This window comes from Nostoc sp. CALU 546 (genome assembly GCF_048836525.1).
In genome coordinates this window covers 37,458-60,481 of record NZ_JAWJTF010000025.1, presented here as the reverse complement: position 1 = coordinate 60,481, position 23,024 = coordinate 37,458, and the positions used below count along the sequence as shown (strand labels likewise).

19 protein-coding genes are annotated in these 23,024 nt (G+C 42.7%); 11 read left to right on the top strand and 8 right to left on the bottom strand.

The window, feature by feature from the left end; genetic code table 11:
- The first annotated feature begins 400 nt into the window (after positions 1 to 400).
- The gene (locus RRG12_RS15085; RefSeq protein ID WP_069070485.1) at positions 401 to 1,978 is read left to right on the top strand and encodes a CHAT domain-containing protein; all 1,578 of its coding nucleotides are present in this window, start codon (positions 401 to 403) and stop codon (positions 1,976 to 1,978) included.
- 598 nt (positions 1,979 to 2,576) lie between these two features.
- Positions 2,577 to 3,224, top strand: a complete 648-nt coding sequence (locus RRG12_RS15080; protein WP_420759854.1) for a hypothetical protein — start codon at positions 2,577 to 2,579, stop codon at positions 3,222 to 3,224.
- 342 nt (positions 3,225 to 3,566) lie between these two features.
- On the opposite strand, the gene RRG12_RS15075 is transcribed toward RRG12_RS15080, so the two are convergent.
- Together RRG12_RS15075 and RRG12_RS15070 are read right to left on the bottom strand one after the other, a co-directional pair.
- Complete coding sequence (locus tag RRG12_RS15075) at positions 3,567 to 4,949, bottom strand: PrsW family glutamic-type intramembrane protease (protein ID WP_069070482.1); 1,383 nt, start codon at positions 4,947 to 4,949, stop codon at positions 3,567 to 3,569.
- Positions 4,950 to 5,527: 578 nt separating this feature from the next.
- On the bottom strand, positions 5,528 to 6,130 hold the full coding sequence (locus RRG12_RS15070) for a DJ-1/PfpI family protein (protein WP_069070481.1): 603 nt from the start codon (positions 6,128 to 6,130) through the stop codon (positions 5,528 to 5,530).
- 436 nt (positions 6,131 to 6,566) lie between these two features.
- On the opposite strand from RRG12_RS15070, the gene RRG12_RS15065 reads away from it, so the two are divergent.
- The 5 genes from RRG12_RS15065 (at position 6,567) to RRG12_RS15045 (ending at position 10,395) form a co-directional block, all read left to right on the top strand.
- A complete protein-coding gene (locus RRG12_RS15065; protein WP_069070480.1) occupies positions 6,567 to 7,916 on the top strand; it encodes a PAS domain-containing sensor histidine kinase in 1,350 nt (449 codons plus the stop codon).
- Between the two features lie 248 nt (positions 7,917 to 8,164).
- Positions 8,165 to 8,602, top strand: coding sequence for an RrF2 family transcriptional regulator (locus RRG12_RS15060; protein WP_420759853.1), 438 nt, complete (start codon positions 8,165 to 8,167; stop codon positions 8,600 to 8,602).
- 94 nt (positions 8,603 to 8,696) lie between these two features.
- On the top strand, positions 8,697 to 9,086 hold the full coding sequence (locus tag RRG12_RS15055; RefSeq protein WP_420759852.1) for a pentapeptide repeat-containing protein: 390 nt from the start codon (positions 8,697 to 8,699) through the stop codon (positions 9,084 to 9,086).
- Between the two features lie 96 nt (positions 9,087 to 9,182).
- Positions 9,183 to 9,668 (top strand): DUF2243 domain-containing protein, encoded by a 486-nt coding sequence (locus RRG12_RS15050; RefSeq protein ID WP_420759851.1) that lies wholly within the window; start codon positions 9,183 to 9,185, stop codon positions 9,666 to 9,668.
- Positions 9,669 to 9,786: 118 nt separating this feature from the next.
- Positions 9,787 to 10,395 (top strand): DUF4129 domain-containing protein, encoded by a 609-nt coding sequence (locus RRG12_RS15045; protein ID WP_420759850.1) that lies wholly within the window; start codon positions 9,787 to 9,789, stop codon positions 10,393 to 10,395.
- 129 nt (positions 10,396 to 10,524) lie between these two features.
- Here RRG12_RS15045 and RRG12_RS15040 read toward each other — a convergent pair whose 3' ends face one another.
- Together RRG12_RS15040 and RRG12_RS15035 are read right to left on the bottom strand one after the other, a co-directional pair.
- Complete coding sequence (locus RRG12_RS15040) at positions 10,525 to 11,805, bottom strand: aspartate aminotransferase family protein (RefSeq protein WP_420759849.1); 1,281 nt, start codon at positions 11,803 to 11,805, stop codon at positions 10,525 to 10,527.
- A 221-nt stretch (positions 11,806 to 12,026) separates the two neighbouring features.
- Positions 12,027 to 13,814 carry an ABC transporter substrate-binding protein gene (locus RRG12_RS15035; protein WP_420759848.1) on the bottom strand — a complete coding sequence of 596 codons (1,788 nt, stop codon included), beginning with the start codon at positions 13,812 to 13,814 and terminating at the stop codon, positions 12,027 to 12,029.
- 458 nt (positions 13,815 to 14,272) lie between these two features.
- Here RRG12_RS15035 and RRG12_RS15030 point away from each other — a divergent pair, with 458 nt between their 5' ends.
- Positions 14,273 to 15,289, top strand: a complete 1,017-nt coding sequence (locus RRG12_RS15030; RefSeq protein WP_420759847.1) for a potassium channel family protein — start codon at positions 14,273 to 14,275, stop codon at positions 15,287 to 15,289.
- Between the two features lie 57 nt (positions 15,290 to 15,346).
- On the opposite strand, the gene RRG12_RS15025 is transcribed toward RRG12_RS15030, so the two are convergent.
- The 4 genes from RRG12_RS15025 to rsmH form a co-directional block, all read right to left on the bottom strand.
- The gene (locus tag RRG12_RS15025) at positions 15,347 to 16,294 is read right to left on the bottom strand and encodes a heme-dependent oxidative N-demethylase family protein (protein ID WP_420759871.1); all 948 of its coding nucleotides are present in this window, start codon (positions 16,292 to 16,294) and stop codon (positions 15,347 to 15,349) included.
- 173 nt (positions 16,295 to 16,467) lie between these two features.
- Entirely contained in the window at positions 16,468 to 17,022 is a 555-nt protein-coding gene (locus RRG12_RS15020) for a methylmalonic aciduria and homocystinuria type D protein (protein WP_420759846.1), read from the bottom strand.
- Positions 17,023 to 17,477: 455 nt separating this feature from the next.
- Positions 17,478 to 17,684: a glycogen debranching protein gene (locus RRG12_RS15015; RefSeq protein WP_069071067.1), complete on the bottom strand. Its 207-nt coding sequence runs from the start codon at positions 17,682 to 17,684 to the stop codon at positions 17,478 to 17,480.
- 517 nt (positions 17,685 to 18,201) lie between these two features.
- The gene (gene rsmH, locus RRG12_RS15010; protein ID WP_420759845.1) at positions 18,202 to 19,098 is read right to left on the bottom strand and encodes a 16S rRNA (cytosine(1402)-N(4))-methyltransferase RsmH; all 897 of its coding nucleotides are present in this window, start codon (positions 19,096 to 19,098) and stop codon (positions 18,202 to 18,204) included.
- 621 nt (positions 19,099 to 19,719) lie between these two features.
- Between rsmH and RRG12_RS15005 the strand changes: the two genes are divergently transcribed.
- The 3 genes from RRG12_RS15005 (at position 19,720) to RRG12_RS14995 (ending at position 22,935) form a co-directional block, all read left to right on the top strand.
- Positions 19,720 to 20,904: an NAD(P)H-quinone oxidoreductase subunit H gene (locus RRG12_RS15005; RefSeq protein ID WP_069071062.1), complete on the top strand. Its 1,185-nt coding sequence runs from the start codon at positions 19,720 to 19,722 to the stop codon at positions 20,902 to 20,904.
- Positions 20,905 to 21,516: 612 nt separating this feature from the next.
- Positions 21,517 to 21,648 carry a hypothetical protein gene (locus RRG12_RS15000; RefSeq protein ID WP_420759844.1) on the top strand — a complete coding sequence of 44 codons (132 nt, stop codon included), beginning with the start codon at positions 21,517 to 21,519 and terminating at the stop codon, positions 21,646 to 21,648.
- A gap of 750 nt (positions 21,649 to 22,398) precedes the next feature.
- Positions 22,399 to 22,935 (top strand): GAF domain-containing protein, encoded by a 537-nt coding sequence (locus RRG12_RS14995; RefSeq protein ID WP_420759843.1) that lies wholly within the window; start codon positions 22,399 to 22,401, stop codon positions 22,933 to 22,935.
- Positions 22,936 to 23,024 lie beyond the last annotated feature (89 nt).

The following is a 23,024-nucleotide window of genomic DNA, read 5'->3' as shown; positions in this document are numbered from 1 at the left end:
CTGAAATAATAACAGGTAACAATCAGAGTAAAAACTTACAAGGTCAAAAAAGTAGAAAATTTTCACCTTGGAGAATTGTTATCAAAACAGAATTCAGGAGTCAGAATTCAGAATGAATTATGTACAACTGGTGGATAGCGCAGCGTTAGCGAGTCTTCTCCCAAGGGGAGACGCCAAGGGCGAACGAGCGTCACGAGCATCTGAAATAACCGAGTTTAAGACCCCACCATATTTCTAATTTGGTGCAAAACAATTAATGCCGGGTTTAAATCTCCCACTCTTAAATCTCCCACTCATTTATTCTGAATTCTGTTAGCGGATAGCTAAGGTTTAGCCCATTCTGGCTTCTGAATTCTTCTTCTATTGAAATTATTTTTGTAGCTTTTAGTTTAATGAATCCATGCCATCCCTGAATTTGGCGATCGCCCGTCTCCGAAATACTGGCACTGACAACTTCGCCATTTGGGTGGTCAAAGCTCCCTATCCCAGTGGCTACGTTTTACGTGACTGTGTATGGCCTGTTGAACTCACCCAAGTTTGGCAAGAATGGCAGCAGATGTTTGCTGGTCACGATCGCCTAGATATCTCCCCAAACCCAACATCTCAAAAGGCCAACCCATTCCCCATAGATTGGATTTCCCCCCCTTCAGGTCAGACTACTGGCCCCTACAGCAGTCGTCTGATGCAATACTTGGGAATGAATTTATGGCGCTGGGTATTCGACGGGCAAATTCTTGGGAGTCTAGAACGCAGCCGTGGTATTGCTATGGGTCAGCATACACGTTTGCGCTTTCGACTAGAAATTCGCGACCCGGATCTCATTGCTTTCCCTTGGGAAATTATGCAACGTGAGCCGGGTCAATCGGCTATGTCTCTTTCCCAAGATTTGCTATTTAGTCGCACCAGCAGTGAAGTTGACGCTTTACCGTATTTGCGAACTGACCAAGCTTTAAGTATCCTGCTGGTTTTAGGTCATGATGACAAGAAGCTGCAACTGGAACAAGAAGCTGCTATATTACAGCAAACTCTTGTAGATACGCCTGGTAATTCCCAAAGATATGCACCTTGTGTAGTGAATCAACTCATCCAACCAACTCCACAACAGTTGATTGATCAATTAGAAACCAAAGCATACAATGTTTTCTTTTACGCTGGACATGGTTTGCCAGACCCAGATGGTGGGTTACTGTTTTTGCGACAAGACATGCCCCTCAATGGAATAGAATTGGCGCAAGCATTGACCCGTACAGGTGTCAAACTAGCTGTTTTCAACGCCTGTTGGGGCGCACAACCAGCTGCTAACAATCATCAAGCTATTCCTGCCAGCAGTTTAGCAGAAGTACTGATTCGTCATGGAGTGCCTGCGGTTTTGGGGATGCGCGATGAAATCGCTGACCACGAAAGCCACAGTTTTATTCAAGCCTTTACCGAAGCTTTGCGATCGCACAAGCCAATTGATGAAGCCGTAGCACAGGCTAGACAAGAGTTGTTAACACTGTATAAATTTAATCAACCTGCTTGGACTTTGCCTGTTCTCTACCTGCATCCAGATTTTAATGGCGAACTAATTAAGAATCTAGATGAAGGTATTACTGAACTACCAGATACAGCCATTCCTGATATAGGTTCCCCGCTTCCGACTGCTTCGTTGCGATCGCTCACCCCAAAAGGTAAAACCTGGTTACTACGTAATGGAGTCACCCGCATCGGCCGCACGAAAGACAATGATATTGTCATCCCTGAACCATCTGTATCCAAACGCCACGCCGAAATCTTTTGCCGCAATACTCTTACTGATGCTACATTGGTGCGAACTTATTACTTGCAAGATTTTTCCACTTACGGAACAACCTGGTTTTTAGGGCCTAATGGCTGGCAACAAATCCTCCGAGAGGAAGTCCCATTGAAATCGGGAATGCAGGTAAAGTTTGGAAGTGCTAGAGGTGAAACCTGGGAGTTTGTAATTCAAGACTCCTAGCAGAGCTATTGCTTGACACTCTCCGGGCTAAAGCCACGGAGATTCTTGGTTCAACGAGTCCACTTAGATGAGACCCCTTGCGGTATCTCACCCAGAGGTGGTTCTCTCCTCAAGCGTTAACTTTCGGTATGCCCTACCGTAGTTGGATGACTCCAAAATTTGTTTGCTAGGGGCGTATTGCAATACGCCTGTACAATGCTGGTCGTCTAGTCCCCATGAAAATTTTACCTATTCCTGGAAAGGAGCTAGAACTATGGAATAGAACCCCATATTTTCAATTGTCAAGGTTCAGCGTAGAGCCGTTAGGCAACATCGGGTTTTTATACAGGTTGATTACCCTCCCTGTTCAAATTAGTTTAACATTAAAGCACCCTCAAGGGTGCGACTAGCTTTCATCACCTGCCTAAAGTACGAAAAACGCAACGATGTTGCTGTTTCTCAGGTGTTTTCAGCGTCTTTCTTATAAATGGATTTTAATGTTAATCATCAGCTTTTAAAATCTGCTTTTTTTTAGAGAAAAAATCAACAGTTTTTGCGGAAATCTCCTCTGAGAAATTGTAGCTGTCAATACCACCAAATAATTGTGAGATAAGAAAAAATGACTAATAAAATTAACGGCTCAGACACTTTCTCTTCTTTGCCATCTCAAGTAGATTTAGAGTTATTAGAAGCGTTACTCGAACCAGAAGATGCTAACTATCCTTGGAATCCAGGTGATGAAGAATCAGAAGCTTATTTTCAGGAACTAGAACAACAGTTCGGAATGGAAGATTTGCAGGGCGTTGAACTGACGAAGCGATCGCAAGATTTTTACAACCATCTAGATACACTTTGGTCTGGTATTACTTCTACGCCAGACGACAATGACAACCGACAACAGGCAGTAGTACTGAATCTTCAAGAAACATTACGTACTACATTTTCCGTCTGTGTCCCCCAAGCATTGCTAAATACCATCGCCACCAAAGCTGCTGAAATATTTGCTGCTCGCCAATTAATGAGTGAGCAACTAGTTGAGTGCGTTCAGACAGTACTACCAACTTGGGGAACAGAGGATCTTTTAGTTTTGGCTCGTCCTTTTGCTTACGCTATGCGAAGTAGTGAATCACACAATACTGCATCTGTACTCAGTAATCTTAACAATAGCGAATGGGCAGCTTTATCAGAAGTAGAGAAAGCCAAGGTTAGTTTAGCGATCGCTTCTTACGCTTTTACTCAACTCAATAATTCTCAGTCTGAACTATGAATGGGGAATGGGGAATCGGGAATGGGGAATCGGGAATGGGGAATCGGGAAAAGAAAAAACTTTTTATCATACGTTGTGTTCGGACAACCCAGGCTTTGCGTTCACTCTGTTTAGACGCGTCTCTTGCAAAGATGTTGGTTTGCACGATGGAGAGGGGGAAAGAAAGAGTCGCAAGTCAAGACTTTTGCAGCAGTTCTAATGATTTTTATTTTCGTAGGTATAATTACTCCATTATAAAGTTAACAGTACGCTAATTTTCAAAATAGGCCATCTATCCCAAGAGGTAAATATTTAAGCATTGGGCATTGGTTATTCCCCTCATCTCCCCCATCTTCCCCTCTCCTATTTTGGGCCTAGAAATCGGGTAGCAAAATTTTGCGATCGCGTCGGTGACAGCGCCCGTGCCTTGAGAATTGCTGCCATCAAAAAGGCATAAGATAACACCCCAACAACTACCAACAGCAAAGCATTGATTGATCCTGTCGCATTCCAGAGAGCGTGGAGCGCAGAGGCACTAAGATAACCAATAGAAAGTATTTGCCAACTTCTACTGGGTTTCAGAACAGCCAACCCGATAAAATAACCCAGGTAGCCACTATAAGCCATGTGTCCAGCTACAGAGCCTAAAATTCGCGGAATTAGCAGTTGTAAACCCGCGAGTTGACCAGCAGCACCTATACCCACCTGTGCAGTGACATTTTGAGTGATATCTGGCACATACTGTCCAAGGGTTTCCAAGAGAGTAAAGCCTACAGCAGAAGCCGTTCCCAAGAGAATACCATCTAGAGGTTCCAAGACCCCAATCCGTTCCCGCCAAGGTGAAGGTAATCCACTACCGATAAAATATGCACCAATTACAGGTAATGCCTTAAGTAATTCCTCCATCAACCCAGCACCAAAAAACATCCGTACCAACAACTCTGTGAAGGTAATAGATTCTTGGGGTGAGGGCAAGTTTCCAGGAAGAATGCCGCGAAACACGAAGATAAATAGATCCAATACCGGACTGATTAAAATCAGTGCCGTACTTAATGCCGCAGCCATTAGCACCCACCAAGGCTTCTGTTTGCCGCAAAGTTGGTAAACAAAATAGTAGGCAGCGAAGGCGATGTAAGTTGCGACGATCACTTGATTATCTTGGGGCCGACCGACTGTAGCAAACATTAGCACCACAAAGATTACGGTCAGGATTCCCGGTACTAGATAAGCTTTACTAGTTAAATCTTTACCAGTGGAAATAATCGGAAAAAGTTGGGTGAAGCTAACAGAATCCGGCTGCTTTAATTGTGTGTGACCGTGGTAGTTCGTCGCCGAAGGCAGTGGTGTAACTTGGTTAACTGTCGTCGCTGGGGTGAGTAAGGTATATTCGTACTCAAAAACGTATTGCGGCCCATCAGCACCTAGAGAAATGCGATCGCCTGGGTGCAATTCTTGACATTCATACAAGCGCTGTCCATTTAAATAAGTGCCATTAGCACTATTCAAATCACAAAGCACCCAGCTAAATTTGCTATCTGGGGATAGAGAGAGGGGACGAACCACTGCATGACGACGAGATACCATTCGGTATTTCATGGCATCCAAGACAACTTGGCAGCTGGGGTCGCGTCCAATTACCATTTCTTTACTGGGGGGCAGGGAGTAGCGAGATTCTGATCCAGAAGCTGCCCCATTACCAGACACTAGCCGCAGAAATGCATTATGTCTTGCGTTTTTGCCTGTCATCGATAAGAAGTGCGTTTCTAAACTAATTCTTCACATAATTTGGCAGCAGGACTAACCTTAGCCACATTAACAGCAGCATTGCTAAATCCACTATAGCTTCACTTACTGCTAAGAAATTTAAAATTCTAGAAGCAAAATTTCAAATTGTTTCACCTAATGTAAATAAGTATTCCATCTACTGAGAGTTTGTCCTAAAGGTGCCTTGTCAGGTGGATAAATCAGATTGTATCGGTGCTTTACTTTTGACATCCTAGCTGCAAATTCAACCCACGGCAATTTATTAAAAAATAGTAGTTTTTACTGCATTTAGTTCCATTCCAAAAATATATAATTTTCAGTCGTCTGTTGTGAATATAGCAATCCGATAGCGAAGACGGGGATTTTTGAATCTAAGACATGACTTGCTCATGCAGGATTACTCGCAACAAGAGTAGAGGACTCATCTCCCCAAGCGTTGCTTGCATCAAGTGCAGAAGTTCCGGTATGCCCTACCGTACCCAATCCTCGACTCTGAGTTGGTTGATACCCGCAAGAGTGTGGGCGGTATTTTAACTCTTAGCCGAGGAACTCAGCACTCTTCATACAACTGTAGTCAGTTCTGGGTGTTCAATCTTAGTTCCAAGTACTTTGAGGAATTCTGCCAGCCAACGGGGATGAGCAGGCCAAGCTGGTGCTGTTACCAAGTTACCGTCAACTATTGCCTCATCAACAGGAATATCGACATAAATTCCTCCAGCACTCTTAACATCTGGGCTACAAGCAGGATAACCAGTACATTTCTTACCTTGCAATACATTAGCAGCTGCCAATAACTGCAAGCCGTGGCAGATTGCAGCAATCGGTTTATTTTTTTGGGCAAAGTGACGGGTGATTTCTAGCACCTGCTGATTTAGGCGAATATATTCTGGTGCTCGTCCTCCGGGAATGATTAAGGCATCATAGGTTGCGGCTTCGACTTCTGCAAAGGTAGCATTCAAAGTAAAATTGTGACCAGGTTTTTCGCTGTAAGTCTGGTCTCCTTCAAAGTCGTGAATTGCTGTCCGCACCTTGTCGCCAGCTTTTTTGTCTGGGCAAACTGTATGGACAGTGTGTCCCACCATTTGCAATGCCTGAAAAGGAACCATCACTTCATAGTCTTCTACATAGTCGCCAATCAGCATCAAAAGTTTTTTTGCAGCCATATTTTTGTTACCCTCACCTATTAGTCAATAGTCAATAGTCTAAAGTCAATAGTTAATAGTTGTTTCTCACCGTTATACAGAATGAGAGTGCTATTGCTCAGGCTCATTCATGTTTTGGATGGAGAGCTTTTGTTAGCAATGCTTCAAAGAACATCTTATTCTATCGGGCAAGGTAAGAGACGTGATAAATCACCGTCTCTACAAAGGACTGATTATTGTAAAGACGGCGATTTATCGCGTCTTTGCGAACTAGGGGGTGTCATCAAAAAACTTTATCCGAAACCGATTGTATCCTCTCCTTACGTCTTTGCATCAGCCTTAACTATAAGTGTTCATAAGAACTTGACATAACTGCTAAACTCCAAAAGCTAAGATCCTCTAAGTAGGGAATCTAAAAGAAAACCCGACTTTAGATATCCAAATTAGGAGCAAGAGCGTGAATTTGGACGATTTAGCCTTGCAAATACAGAATATGCGGCAACGCGTTGCCCTTTTGCAACGCCAGAGTGAACAGCAAAAAGCACAGGAAGATATTGAACTCGTCACCGCAGTATTCAGAGAAGTTCACCTAGCTTTGGAAGAACTGCAATTAGTTAATGAAGACCTAAAGCAGCAGAATGAAGAATTATCCAATGCTCAACAGGCTTTGGTAGCACAGCGTCAACGCTACCAAGAACTATTTGAGGAAGTACCAGACGCTTATTTTGTCACTGATATAAAAGGGGTAATTCAGGAAGCTAACTCCGCTGCTACCACTCTGCTCAACATTTCCAAAAGTTTTCTGTTGGGAAAACTCTTAGAGATTTTTGTGCTTGAGAAAGAAATAATTACTTTTCATTTAAAACTGAATCATCTGCGCGATCGCACCGAAACCCCAGAGTGGAAAATACAAGAGTGGGAAGTAAACCTGCGACCGCGTGACAAAACACCCATTATTGCTGCGGTTAAGGTGGTTGCTATCCGTAATCAACAAGCTAAGTTAGTTGGTCTGCGCTGGCTAGTGCGGGACATTAGCGAAAGCAAGCGAACCCAAGCCAAGCTGCAATGGGCAGAAGATGCGATGCGACAAGCACTTGCCCAAGAAAGGCAGTTTAGTGAACTTAAATCCCGCTTGCTCACCACTACATCCCATGAGTTTCGCAACCCTTTGGCTACCATCCACTCTTCTGCGGAATTACTAGAACATTATCGCCATCTCTGGAGCGACGAGCGACAAAATACCCACCTGCGTCGTATTCAAACATCGGTTATGCATATAACCCAGTTGTTGGATGATGTATTGGTGCTGAATCAGGATGAAACAGGCAAGTTAGAGTTTAATCCAACACCTCTGAATTTGGTGGAATTTTGTCGTGATCTCTTAGAAGAATTACAACAGAGCGATCGCTCACAACACGCGATCGCTTTTAGCAGTGAGTGCCAATGCACACTAGCTAACTTAGACGCTAAATTACTGCGGCAAATCTTGAGTAATTTATTATCGAATTGTCTAAAATACTCTCCCATTGGTAGCGCAGTTAAGTTTTCTGTCACCACTACCAACGATCAAGCTATATTCCAGACTCAAGACTCTGGTATTGGTATTCCCGCTACTGACATTGAACATATCTTTGAACCCTTCCATCGCGCTAGTAATGTAGGCAATATCCCAGGAATGGGATTAGGGATGTCTATCGTCAAGCAAGCTGTAGATTTGCATGGCGGCGAAATTATTGTCGAAAGTGCGATCGGCGTGGGAACTGCCTTTACAGTCATTCTGCCATTTTCGATAAATTTGCATCTATAGCGGCATTGGGTTGAAGGCTAGACACACTAGGCGTTAAAGTCACTTTTCATTTAGAAGATTGTACAATAATCAATCACTTTTATTTATGGAGTTAAAAAATAAAAGTAATTGCTGCTATGCTGAAAGGTCTTTAAAGTAGAGTTAGCCGGTCAATAATAAGTTGATTGTAAAGTTTTCTTTAGCAGTAGCTTAAAGAAACAGACTCAAAGACTTTGTATCTTTAAGTGTGAGTTAAAAATATTACGCCTGTGGTGATATCTAATAAATCAGAATACGCGCTTCTCGCCCTGTTAGAGTTGGCAACCTGCTACCCTAAAGGTGAAGCCCTTCAAATTCGAGAAATAGCGGCATTGCAAGACATCCCGAACCGCTATTTGGAACAACTCCTGGCAACATTAAGACGTGGAGGTTTAATTAAGAGTATACGCGGAGCCAAAGGTGGCTATGTTCTGGCGCGAGATCCCCAGAAGATTACAGTATTCGATGCTTTTAGCTGCATGGAAGGGTCAGATATTGTTGTCTCTGATTGTGAGCCGACTCCCAACACGGTAGAAGGTGAGCTAATTCAGGAAGTCTGGCAGGAAGCACGTCAGGCCGCTAACTCCGTTTTAGAAAAATATACACTCCAAGACCTTTGCGATCGCAGAGCAATCCGAGAACAGAAGGAACTAATGTATTACATTTAGGAAGGATGATCAAGTAATTACTAATTCGTAATTCGTAATTCGTAATTAAAAGGGTATGTGAAAATAATAACTAGATAACCTGTGAGGCTGTTATATGCCTGAAGTCAATTCTCAACAGCTAAATAGTACCGCTATTCTTGTGGAAAGTTATGCGGCAGGAAAACGGGACTTTAGTAAAGCAGAACTAGGTAATGCTGATTTGCAAGGCATTAACTTGAAAGGATCTGACCTCAGTTATGCTGACTTAAGTGAAGCTAACCTGAGTGGCGCTAATCTCAGAGGAACTGACTTGAGCTTTGCTGATCTTAGTCAAGCTAATCTGAAGGATGCCGATCTGAGGGGAGCATTGTTGATGTCAGCAAATCTCCGCCAAGCTGATCTCAAAGGAGCCAACCTGGAAAAAGCAGACTACGATCGCAGCACCCATTTTCCCCAAGATTTCGACCCAGTGAAAGCGGGTATGCAGATTAAATCTGAAAATTGATTAAATAAAGTTCACTGCTCTACTTGCCTCAAGATAGAAGATATTTCTCCCAAAAGAGTTGTATTTTGGGAATAAAGCCTATCTATGAGGTTGACAATGGAGGCGAAAAGTGAAGCCCTCAACCGACGCGCACCACTAATTACTGCTGGAATTTTTCTTGGTGTAGGTATTGGAGGGTTTATTGACGGAATTTTACTGCATCAGATCCTCCAGTGGCATCACATGCTTAGTAATATTCGACCTCTGACAAACATGGCGAATATAGATTTGAACATGGTATGGGATGGGTTCTTTCATACCTTTAACTGGGTATTCACCGTGATAGGAGTTGTCTTACTATGGCGGGCTGGAGGGCGTGAAGATGTTCCTTGGTCATCACAAACCTTTATTGGGTCAATACTTATTGGTACTGGGTTGTTCGATTTGGTTGAAGGTTTAATTGACCACCAAATCCTCGGTATCCATCATGTAAAATCAGGGCCAAATGAGTTAGCTTGGGATTTAGGATTTCTGGCATTCGGTGCGCTACTTGTTGTTATCGGCTGGATCATGATAAAAAAGTCAAGAGTCATTAGTCATTAGTCATTGGGCATTGGGCATGGGGCATGGGGCATGGGGCATGAGCAATAATTAATAGTTCTTCTTCCCCTGCTTCCCCTGCTTCCCCTGCTTCCCCACTTCCTACTCCCCACTCCCCACTATGCCTACAGATACTTTTGAAAAAACTAGCTGGAGTTGGCAGTTGTCTCAATTCCAACAACAAGCGGGAGAATGGTGGGAATACCAGTTTTACCGCTTTGAACGAGCTTTGCCAGAATTGCCTACTGGATGGTCGATTAGCCCTTGGCTTGCTGAGTTGCTGAAATTTCTGTTTTGGTTGCTACTAGGCTTATTTGTAGCTTGGGTGGGCTGGCGATTGTGGCGAGAATTCAGTCCTTATGTATATTCTTGGCTGAATAGAACTGGCAATATCACTGATTTTCGGGTAAAAACTCGCTCTAATGAGTCATCCATAGCCCTGTTGTTGGAGCGATCGCAACAATTTTACCGTCAAGGTAACTACCGTGAGGCTTGCCGTTGTGTCTATTTAGCGATGTTACAGCAGTTAGATCAAAATGCGATCGCACCACACAAACTCAGCCGTACAGATGGAGAATATCTGCAATTGCTGCGATCGTCTGTGACTCCTATACAGCCTTATGAAACTTTAATTACCACTCACGAGCAGTTATGTTTTGGTAATGCTGAGATTTTGCCAGATAATTATGAGCAATGTCGGCAAGCTTATCGGGAAATTTCCCCAGAATGAAGAGAATATGGGGATAGGGATCTTAGATACATAGATATCTTAAAAAATCAATAGTTTTAGGGAAAATTAATATAAAAGTAAGGAAAAGCGAGAGATAAGCACAAAGACTTATCCTCGCTTTTTGATTACCTAAGCTGTGAGAGTTGCGATCGCCTTTTCCACAGCTTCCAAGGCAGTGTTTACTTCCGCTTCTGTGACAATTAGCGGTGGTACAAACCGGACAACTTTTGGGCCAGCTGGTACCAGCAATACACCCTCTTTGATAGCAGCATTGACGACATCGGCTGCGGTTATCTCGATGTCGGCTCGTAACTCCAAACCGTTGATTAAACCCCAACCCCGAACTTCGCTAATGTGCTGAGGATATTTAGCTGCGATCGCTCTCAATCCAGATCGCAACTGTTCGCCCCTATCTTCCACATTCTGCAAAATATTTTCCCGTTCCAATGTCTGGCAAACACTGAGTGCTACACCACACACAAAAGGATTGCCGCCAAAGGTGCTGGCGTGTTCCCCTGGTTGAAAAACATCACAGAATTTCTTGCTCATCATTGCGCCGATGGGGATACCGCCACCTAAGCCTTTAGCACTGGTGAAAATATCCGGTTCAACGCCGAGATGTTCGTAAGCCCATAATTTGCCACTGCGCCCCATACCAACTTGCACTTCATCGAAAATCAATAAAATGCCAGTTTCATCGCAAATCTGCCGGAGCTTTTTGAAATAGGCAACATCTCCTGGACGCACACCGCCTTCTCCCTGCAATGGCTCGATCAGAATCGCTGCTACTCGATAATCGCCTTCATCTAACTCGCTAATCGCCACTTCCACAGCGTTAATATCGTTGTAATTGACGTAGTGGAACCCAGGAACCAAAGGATCAAAATATTTTTGATATTTCGGTTGTCCCGTAGCGGTAATGGTTGCCAAAGTCCGCCCGTGGAAACTGGCATTGGCGGTTAAAATAATTGGTTTTTCAATGTCTAATACTGTGTGGGCATATTTCCGCGCCAGTTTAATTGCGGCTTCGTTAGCTTCAGCTCCAGAGTTGCAGAAAAATACGCGATCGGCACAGGAATGATCAACGAGCCATTTTGCCAATTCACCTTGTTCAGGAATATAGTACAAATTAGATACATGATGCAGCTTTTGGATTTGGCGTGTCACCGCTTCTACCATCACTGGGTGGGCATGTCCTAAAGTACAAGTGGCAATTCCCGCTACAAAGTCCAGATATTCTTGTCCCTCTGTATCCCAAACCCGGCATCCAGCACCGCGTTCTAGAGCTAAGGGAAACCGGCCGTAGGTAGACATGACAGCTTGATTAAAGCTATCTGCATCAAAGGGACTAGATGCTGACCCTGAATCTGGGGGGATGGTGGCTTGGTCAACGAGAGTTTGTAGGCTCACTACCGCTCCTCCTGAAAGTTTTTCATTATATAGTTATTTACTAGTTTCCTAGAAATCCCTAAAAAATACTTTTTATTTAGCACAACTTGTACTTCTTCTTAGGCTAACGCTTATATAACCTCAAAGGCATGGCGGTGGTGAAAAAATTTTGTACTCAACGCTTGAGCAAGAGTATGAGCTACAGGTAATTTGCATAGGCGCAGCCCGTCCTCGTTATTTAGTTATTTTTCTGTGATTTTCAGTTCATCAATATTCCAAAAAGTTGGCCCCAAGGCAGAAAACTTGATGGGATTGACACGTTCACGCACCGCCTGAAAGGAGATTGGATTCACAAGACAGAATATCGGTAACTGTTCAGCAACGATTTGCTGAAATCTGTTATAAATCGCCTTGCGCTTGTTCTGGTCTAGTTCTTTGACACCTGCGCTAAAAAGACTGTCAATTTCTCTCTCCCATTCAGAAACTACCCATCCTTGGAGTGGGGGTTTTCCTGGTGCGGCACCTTGGTTGAACTGATGAAATGAGCCTTGACTAGTCCAAAATAAAGATAGAAGGTTAGGTTCAACATCTGCACCGGGAACACCAAACGCACCGACATAACAATCCCAATCTCGACGAGAGAGTAGTTTTTGCAAGACTACATTAAAACTGACCACCTGCATATTTGCTTTGATCCCAATTTGACTGAGGTCTTGTTGGATTTGAACTGCGGCATCGATTCTTGATTGATCTTCCGATTTCACCAAGAGATTGAATTGCACGCGATTTCCATCTTGGTCTAAGAGTTCTTTTTGGGAGGTGTACCTAAAACCAGCCTCTAACAACATCTGCCTGGTTTTCTGGGGATTATAATCATAAACTTTTAACCCTGCTGCTGGGGACAAGTAGTAGGGACTTTGAACAGCAATTGGCGAATGTTGGATTTCACCTAAACCGCGATAGATATTAGTTTTCATGCGGTTGCGGTCAATGGCATAAGCGACTGCTTGCCTAAAAACTAAGTTATTAAACCATCGAGATTTAATCGGATCTATAAAAGGCTTACCTTTGCGATCGCGAGCTTGGTTGAGATTGAAACCCACAAAGCTAAAACCCGCAGTAGTTCCACCATTGTAAATAATGTATTTGCCTCGCTTTTCCTCTTTCTTGAGTAAGCCAAATACTGCTGGTGTCACATTTAAATTATCCAGTTCCCCTGAGCGAAATCTGAGTAACTGATTTTCGGTAGAAGCAATAATTTGCCAGACAATACGTTCAATATAAGGCTGAGGATTTTTTTGAATATCTTTGCGCCAGTAATAGGGGTTGCGTCGTAAAATCACCCGTTCAGAAGGAGTATAGCTTTCTATTTTGTAAGGCCCATTGGAGATGATTTTTTGCGGATCAGTATTGGTTCCCCACATTGAAAGAAACTGAGGATTACCATTAGCATCATTGGATAATACAGAAGAACGCAAGGCATGAGCGGGCAAAATTGCTAGTCTTTCGGCGTATCTCAAAAAAGGGGCGAAAGGTTCCACAAAAGTAAACTCAACTCGCAAATCATCTAGTTTCTGCACTGATGGGAAAGTTTCTGTGTTGCCAATACGTAAAAAATCTCTATATAAAGTGGGAATTTTTTTATTAAGATAAATGTCTCGATATGTAAAGACTACATCATCTGCCGTCAAAGGTTCGCCATCTGACCATTTCAACCCTGTTTTTAATGTAAAAATAATTCGCTTTTTATCGGTAGATATTGACCAAGATTCTGCTAGTCCTGGCTCCAATTTGGTAGTGATAACATTCTCATCGATTAATCCCTTGTAAATTAAAGGAAAAACACTGTAGGGAGAGTCATTAATGGCATAGTTAAAAGTAGTCGGGTCACTTAGTGAAACTAAAACTAATTGAGCTACCTGAGATGCTTTGCTTTTCATCTGTGTCGGGTGACAGCTTGTGAGCAAGAAACAACAAGATAGCAGCAAACCAACTACCAAATTCAGAGGTCGAACAACAGCAGCGATCATCTCTAGTTATCTACCTTACAGCTACTATCTACACAGTACAGTATGGTATTGAACAGTTAATAGCTGGGGCGATGCCTGCGGCGGGCAAGGTCTACGCACTGGGCAGTGTTTTCAGCTGGTTTTACAAAGGCTGTTTTGGGGCAGCCATAAGGTAGTTTTAGTCTCAATCCTGTTCGGTTAAGGCAAGAGACGCGATAAATCGCCGTCTCTACAATAATCAATCTTTCGTCTTGACGGCGATTTATCGCGTCTTTGTGATGATTTAACGTAACTATTTCATTAATTTTACGTTGCGTAACTTAGTTTGATTTCTTCTTGCCCAGTTACTTAGTTTCAATATACTAAAAAGGACGAATGCTAAAAAGTTAGCAGAAAACTAGAAAAATTAGGCTAGAAGAACTATTGTTACCTCATTCTCAACACTTGAACAAAAATATCGACGTATCCAAAAGGAGTTAATGACAGGGGCGATCGCTCTTGGCGGTGTTTTCTTCATTGGCACTTTGTGGTACTGCTTAGTGGAGGGTTGGTCATGGGAAGATGCGGCTTACATGACAGTCATCACTCTCGCGACCGTGGGATATAGCGAGACACACCCACTCGGTAGTAGAGGACGGTTGTTTACAATTGCCCTGATTTTGTTGGGTGTAGTGAATATCGGTTACATTGTCAACAGATTTACAGAAGCGATTATTCAAGGCTACTTTCAAGAAGGAATTCGGCTACAACAACAGAGGCGGTTAATGGAATCCCTATCAGAACACTACATCATTTGTGGATTTAGCCGCACTGGTCGTCAAATTGCCAAGGAATTTCGGGCAGAAGACGCACCTTTTGTAGTGATTGATGCTGACATGGAATCTGTACAAAGGGCACAGGCAGAAGGTTATACGGCATATCAAGGTGACGCTACCCTAGATGACACACTTCTGAAAGTTGGTATCGAACGGGCGATTTGTATTGTTGCAGCACTCCCTTCCGATGCTGAGAATTTATATATTGTTTTATCAGCAAAAACTCTGAATACAGGAATTCGGGTGATTGCCCGCGCAAGTACAGAAGAAGCTTTGCAGAAGTTACGACGCGGTGGCGCAGATGAAGTGATATCCCCCTATATTACAGGTGGGAAGCGCATGGCTGCTGCGGCACTCAGACCCCAAGTGTTGGATTTTGTAGACGGGATTTTGACAGGTGCAGACCGTCAGTTGTATATGGAAGAATTTTTACTCGACCCGGCTTTTTGTCCCTTTGTGGGTCAGAGTTTGCAAAAAGCGAGATTGCGATCGCAATCTGGGGCATTAGTTCTGGCAATTCGCCGTCTTGATGGGACTCTAATCGGTGGCCCCACTGGCGATACGGTGTTAATGTCGGGAGATCGGCTAATTGGTATGGGTACAGCTGAACAGTTGCGTAGCCTTAACCAAATTCTCGGCCCAATTGGTTCTCAGAAATTGCGACGACCGAAAAATAGCTAATTTTATGGAAGTCGGCGGGAAACTCCATCTTGGAAGTGGCGTGGGGTTTTTTATACCTTAATTTTCCTGTAACCACTCTAAAATACTAGCTTTGCTCTCCACTAAGCCTTTATAAACCAGTGATTCCGGTGTCATGGACTGAATTGCAGCATATAGCTTAGACCGTAACACGGAGTCTTTTTTCACTACACTACAATCTCTAAAATAAGTACGAATACTAAACAACGCCGTTTCATACTCTGGTAGTCCCCAAATAACTTGGCGCTCAATTCGCAGATAAAGTTTGGGATGCTGTGAATCAAAGCTTCTACCTTGCCATTGGCTAACTGATATACCAGGCGGTGGTTCGGGATGATGGTTAAGGCGAGTGTCGGTACTCAAACCCCAGGCAAAGCGCACCATTGGTTTATGGGTAATCATTGTATTAGCGATCGCACCTGCACGCCGATTTATTTTTTCCATCCCAGCCACAGGTGCATGGATTGCGGCGAAATCTTTGCCAATTTTCTCCTCAGCTGACCAGTGATTGGGATAGCAGAGATGAATTGCACTCAGCCAGTTGTTACCATCAGCAGAACGGCAAATAATTGTCAGGTCTTCCTGTACCTGCGTTGCTAAAGCATCAAGGGTAGAGGCGTAAGCTGGAAAAACTGGACTACCCTCGACTTTCTGTAACTGCAACTCTGCATCTAAATAGATGGTTTCTTTGGTGAGTTGGCTGTGAAATACCACAGTGTTATCTATTGACTTTTGGCAGTGAAAATGCTGTGGGTGTTCTTGGGTAAGGCGATTAATTATCAAACGAGCGATCGCACCTGCTACAGTCTGAGAATAATTGCAGGTTTGATAGTATTTGTTCAACTGTTCCGCACGGGCTAAAAGTTTAATCTGACGGTAGTGGGTAAAATCATCATCAATTTGAAATACCTGCTGATCAGCCGGAGTGTTACCAAAACAGGAACCAAAAGCCATCATCCCCGGCTTGACTTCGTAGCGTCCACTCATGAGGGGGAAATAGCAAGCCGCACTACTAGAGGCTTCGACTGTCCTAGCTTCCTGGAAGAAGTTGTTTGGAGACACAGGTGATGCTATGCGTCTTTACATACCCATTTCTAACATACATAAAGGTATGAGGGAGAAATAGCCCATGCAAATGACCAATGACTAATGACTAATGACTAATCAATTTCTTTCCACCCATGCATAGATGCTATGCCTTTTGTAACCCATTCGATCACAATTGGGGGAGCTTCTGATATCAAAATGCTAGGATAAACTGCTGCACCCCAATCGGGATGAATTAATACACGGCATTGATTTTTAATCACTGGATAATTGAGCAAAGCTTTGACAACTGCTGTGTCATCGTGGGGAATTGCTCCGGGATGGGACAGTAAAGGATAGCCTGTACGAGGGTCGATTAAGTCTGTTAAATAGCCGCGATCGCGCAGATGAAATGCTAAATCACAGCCAAATCGCATAAACTTTTCTCGCAGGCGTTCTTTCTCTGATTCTACTTCTGCTGTTTTTTCGACTAATTGATAACGCGATTGCTGTAAGACAATCACTACTCTTAAAAATGGCTGCCGTTTCCAATCTGGTAATATCCGTTCGCAGTTGGCACAGATATATTGACTGGGAGCATGAATTGAAATTTGAACCGCTTGTCCTGTTTCGCCAACTAAATTAATGGGACAGGCTTGCTCCGAAGTGTAAACTTTGGGATAGTTCACTAAATTGATTCGGCTTATACAAGTTTTTTAATTTAATCTACGGTATAGATGATACCTCTTAAAAGTTCAGAAAAATCATCTAGTTTATATAATAAGTTACTTTTTTTAGAAGTAGTTGCTAATAATTTGAGAATTTTAATCCGAATTTTATCCTTTATTAACCTATTTTAATGGGATTTGCTGCGATCGCTGTAGGCATTGGCATAGATACAGCCTATGCTAGACAAGCAATCGCTCCTGAAATATGTTCGTCAAAATCTCAAAAAATGATCTGCGTCTCAGAGAATTGGCAGTCAAAACCAAAATAGTCTAACTCTCAGCAACATAAGTCTAAACAAACCTCTGATGAAGCAAAGCGCGTCGAAGTTTCATTCAAAGATGAGCAGAAAAGACAAAGGTAATCTTATCTGCTGGGAAAAAGTTAGAGCTATTAGCCTAGTTTCGATAGCACTCAATTAATTGAGTTTTAAAGAATTAACAGGCACTTCATCCCAAGAATCGACAGTCCGCAATCGCGCTACCCAACCTGCTGCCTTTTGCATTTCAGTCAAATTATTCTGAAAGGAATCATGACAATCTTTAGCTTGAGATTCATTACAAGTGGCAATACAGGCATGAATCATCCCAGACGGATCAATTTGCTCATTTACCCAAATAGTCATGGAATATTCCCTCGAAAAGTGTAGCAAAAAAAGTTATTCGTTATTTTAGAATACTATAGGAATCCGCTTTGATTTCTGAACGAATTTGCGTAGACAGGCAATAGGCAACAGGCAATAGGCAACAGGCAACAGGCAACAGGAAAGAAGGCTTCTTAGTTGTACTGAGTTTTTTCAGAAATCAAATATGAGTCCTATATTAGAGTCAAAAGTTATAGAGTAAAATCGGTAACAAGTAGTGAACTAATCCCAATTACCCATTACTAATTTCCATTTATTTTTTAACTCACTTCCCGCGACGAGTTGGGGGTAGGCGGTTAGGTCTATTTGCATACCTGTACCTCACCACATATTTGGGTCTGAATCCTTACGGCTTCACGCAATGCTTTAAAGTAATGAGTTTCATAGTGGATGAAAAATGGGTATTGTACTCATTACTTATTACTTATTACTCATTACTCCTTCTTAAGAGCGCCTTTAGGTCGGTGAGGATGTCAACGGATTGAAAATGGCTACATAGCTACAGCAACTTTTCTGCTATCCTCAATTTGGCCGATCGCGATCGCGGATTCTGACTAATTTCCTCTTCTTGTGCAATAATCGGTTTTTTTGTCAAGACTTTTAATAAAGGTGAATTTCTTAAACCATGCTTTACCGGACGGTCTTCCAAACTGTGAAAACTGATAATCGCAATTCTGCCACCAGGGACAAGGGCATTTGGTGCTTTATCCAAAAAGGTTTCTAGGGATTTTAACTCATCGTTAACGACAATTCGCAGAGCTTGAAAAACGCGAGTTGCGGGGTGAATTCTCCCATAACGGTATTTGGGGGGAACTGAAGAAGCGATCGCATCAGCTAATTCTGTAGTCGTGTGCAACGGTCGCCGTTCTACAATCCGTCTGGCAATGCGCCGCGATAATCTCTCTTCACCGTACTTAAAGAAAATATCAGCTAATTCTGCTTCATCCCAATTATTGATCACATCAGCAGCAGTTAGCGATCGCCCCCGATCCATTCGCATATCCAAATTTGCAGCTTGGCGAAAGCTGAAACCCCTTTCTGCTTGGTCTAAATGGTAAGAACTTACCCCCAAATCGGCTAAAATACCATCGAAAGTGTTGGGGGGAAATTCGTAGTCAGCAAAATTGCTATAAATAAATTGTATGCGATCGCCAAACTCTGCTAATTCTTTCTTTGCAGCAGCTAAAGCATCTTCATCTTGGTCAACTGCCGTTACCCGCACATCTTCAGCAGCTTCTAAAATTAGGCGACTGTGACCACCACCGCCTACTGTTACATCTAAATAATGTCCGCCTGGACGCACCGCCAAACCCTCAACTACCTCCCGTCCCAACACGGAAATATGAGAAAAAGCCAGTTCTTCTAAATCTAGCGGTGTTTGTAAATCTGATTTCATCTTTAATTTTTAATTTTATTTTTGTTTCTATTTGGTAAGACTTACACCAAAAACCTTTTAGAGGATGTTTGAAAAGTAATTGTCTGTGATTTTAGGCACTTGTTGATCCCCCCTAACCCCCCTTAAAAAGGGGGGAACCGGAATTAAAGTCCCCCTTGTTAAGGGGAGCCAGTGCGGTCTTGGGGGTTTCCCCCATGAGCAACTGGCGTGGATTTAGGGGGATCTAAAACTTTTGATACCGAGAAGAGGACTTTTCAAACATACTCTTAAACTCCTATTCCTCCGTGTCCTCCGTGTCCTCTGTAGTTCGATTTAAGTCCTATTTAACACTCAATCCCAATCCTTAACATCAAGATTTTAAATGCAAAAAGAGATTACATGAAAAAAAACCTGTGCCTCAATCCCTTGCATATCAAGCTTCCCTATAATAATTGAAGAGGTGCAACGAAATGAAACAATTACAACTCCTGCGCTGCTATCCTCTCTCCAACATAACCCTGTAGAGTCAAAATTATATAGATTGCCCCTACAAACCTCATTTTGGCAGACTAGATAAATCGGCTGTGGTTGGCATCTAGGCGGTTCAATTCAAAATTTTCACGAACGGAGAACACGAAATCTATGACCAGACTAGAAACCCGCACTGAACCAATGGTGCTAAACATGGGGCCACACCACCCCTCAATGCACGGGGTTCTGCGGCTAATCATGACTCTGGATGGCGAGGATGTCGTTGACTGTGAACCAGTTATCGGCTACTTGCACCGGGGAATGGAAAAAATCGCTGAGAACCGTACTAATGTAATGTACGTCCCTTACGTTAGTCGCTGGGACTACGCGGCGGGAATGTTCAACGAAGCCGTCACTGTCAACGCCCCAGAAAAACTTGCAGGTGTCGCTGTCCCCAAACGCGCTAGCTACATCCGCGTCATCATGCTGGAGTTGAACCGCATCGCTAACCACTTGCTATGGTTTGGCCCCTTCTTAGCTGACGTAGGCGCACAAACTCCCTTCTTCTACCAGTTCCGGGAACGGGAGATGATTTATGATTTGTGGGAAGCTGCCACAGGTTATCGGATGGTGAATAATAACTACTTCCGCGTTGGTGGAGTAGCAGCCGATTTACCTTATGGTTGGGTAGATAAGTGTCTGGAATTCTGCGACTATTTATTACCCAAAATTGATGAGTACGAACGTTTAGTAACAGATAACCCCATCTTCCGGCGGCGTGTTGAGGGTATTGGTACTATCACGCGAGAAGAAGCAATTAACTGGGGACTTTCTGGCCCAATGTTACGCGCTTCTGGCGTGCAATGGGATTTGCGGAAAGTTGACCATTACGAATGTTACGACGATTTCGACTGGGATGTACAGTGGGAAACCGCCGGTGATTGCTTTGCCCGTTATGTAGTGCGGATGCGGGAAATGCGCGAATCTGTGAAAATTATTCGCCAAGCAATTAAAGGACTTCCTGGCGGCCCTTACGAAAATCTGGAAGCTAAACGTTTAGCCGCAGGTAAAAAATCCGAGTGGGACGCATTTGATTACCAATTCATCGGTAAAAAAGTTTCTCCCACTTTCAAGATGCCCAAGGGTGAAATTTATGCGCGTGTAGAAAGTGGCAAAGGTGAATTGGGAATTTATTTAGTTGGCGATGATAACGTCTTCCCTGCACGTTGGAAGATTCGCGCCGCAGATTTCAACAACCTCCAAATTGTTCCACATTTACTGCGCGGGATGAAGGTTGCAGATATTGTGGTGATTCTCGGTAGTGTTGATGTGATTATGGGGTCTGTGGATAGGTAGAAAATATCTATCTAAACATTTTTTAGAGCAGTTGCATAATACAACTGCTCTTTTTTTTATAATTTTTGAAGATGCGATAAATCGCTGTCTTTAGGAAGAAGACGCGATAAATCGCTGTCTGTACAATAATCAATCCTTTGTAGAGACGGCGATTTATCGCGTCTTTGTCTTTGTTATATTGCGGAAAATACCGAAATGAGTAAGCAAATAGGGGTTTGAGAAAGCAATATCTCCTTTTGCTTGCTAAATCTACTGAAATGAGAAAGCATTTAAGCTTTTTGAGTAAGCAATATCTCTTTTTGCTTGCTAAATTTACTGAAATGAGAAAGCATTTAAGCTTTTTGAGTAAGCAATTAGGCATTTTGAGTAAGCATTTCAGTATTTTGAGAAAGTAAACGGGTATTTTTATAAAGCAATTAGGCATTTTGATAAAGTAATCAGCAAATATACCTGACAATTAAAAATGACATTTGTACAAATAAAGCCGCCGCTTAGATAAATCAATAACGTTTCAGTGATATCTCTCAAGCGCAAGAAGTCGGTTTAGGTTCCCATCAACAAGGCGTTACCGACGAAACAGAACGCGCCAAACTCCGCGCCGAACTCGATGGAATGGTAGCACATCTTTACGGCTTAACCGAAGATGAATTTAGCTACATCCTCACTACCTTTCCGATTGTGAATACAACTGTTAAAGAAGCAGCATTAGAAGCTTTCCGTAACTGTTTAATTCGTAATTCGTAATGACGCTCGCGGACTCGCTACCGCTGCGCTAACGTAATTCGTAGTTATGTTTTGTGACGTTAAACTTGAACACAAAACAAGCCGTTTATAGAAACTGGGGTGTTAATTCCTATTTTATTAGGAATGATGACGAAGTTTTAAACTATATTGGTTGAAAATTTTCTGTAACTATGAATACAAACTAACTTGTCATTTAGTGAAAATTCCCGGTGTCCAGATTCCCGACTTCTTTGAGAAGTCGGGAATCTAAATTTTAAGACCTAACGCCCAACCCCTTCCCTACTAGCGTTGGGGAGTAAGATTCAAAGCTTTTCTCCTTTTAGGAGAGAGGTTTGGAAGTGAGGTTAAAGTCTGCGATCGCAATAAATAATTTATGCTATGAAAAACTCAAGATACATATAGGAATCTGGTTTGATTCCTGAATTTACTTACGTGGGTAGGGAATAGGGAATAGGAAAGAAAGCATAGATCCGTACTGAGTCTTGTTCAGAAATTAAATAGGAGTCCTATATTATCTGTAAAATTCTAATATTTTTAACACTAAATTTATAATTTGGAATCATCTATAGTACAGATTAATTAAAAATTGCAACTTCTTAAGAATTTATTTAAAATTCCCCGTAGAGGTTGACTAGTATTAACTTCCGTTAAAATTGAATTGCTGCTATCAATACAAAAATGTATTTAAATAAAGTGTAATAAATTACTATATAAATCCGGCAGCATTTACTTAGTCGTAATTTTAGAACCGTGCAAATTCATTCTCACTCCGAATTTAACCATAGCCGCGATCGCCGTGAACAGGGTTTGCAAAATTTGCTCGATCGCCTTGTTAGATCAATGCAGCGCGATGAGTTAGTGCGGCAAACGACCAATCAACTCAGAGAGTCGCTTCAGGTTGATCGGGTGGTGTTGTATTATTTTTACGGGCAGTGGCAAGGACAAGTGACTTTTGAATCTTTAAGTTCTAAAGAATTTTCAATACTTGGTTCCACTGGCCCAGATGATTGTTTTAACAGCGAGTATGCTGCTTTATACTTAGCAGGACGGGTAAAGGCGATCGCTGATATTGAATTAGAGCCAATTCAGCCTTGTCACCGAGATTTTCTCCGCAATATGCAGGTTCGCGCCAACTTGGTTGCACCAATTGTCATCCCTAGAAAATTATGGGGATTACTAGTAGCACATCACTGTCAAGGGCCTCATTATTGGTCGGCATCAGATATAGAAATGATGCAAGCAGGGGCACAAACTCTAGCAACGGATCGTAATATTTTGGAGAGCTAAAATAATTCGTAATTCGTAATGGGCTAACGCCCCGCTCCGCCATTGGTGTCAACTTAACGCGAAACCGCACGTCCGCCAGGGATTGTAAC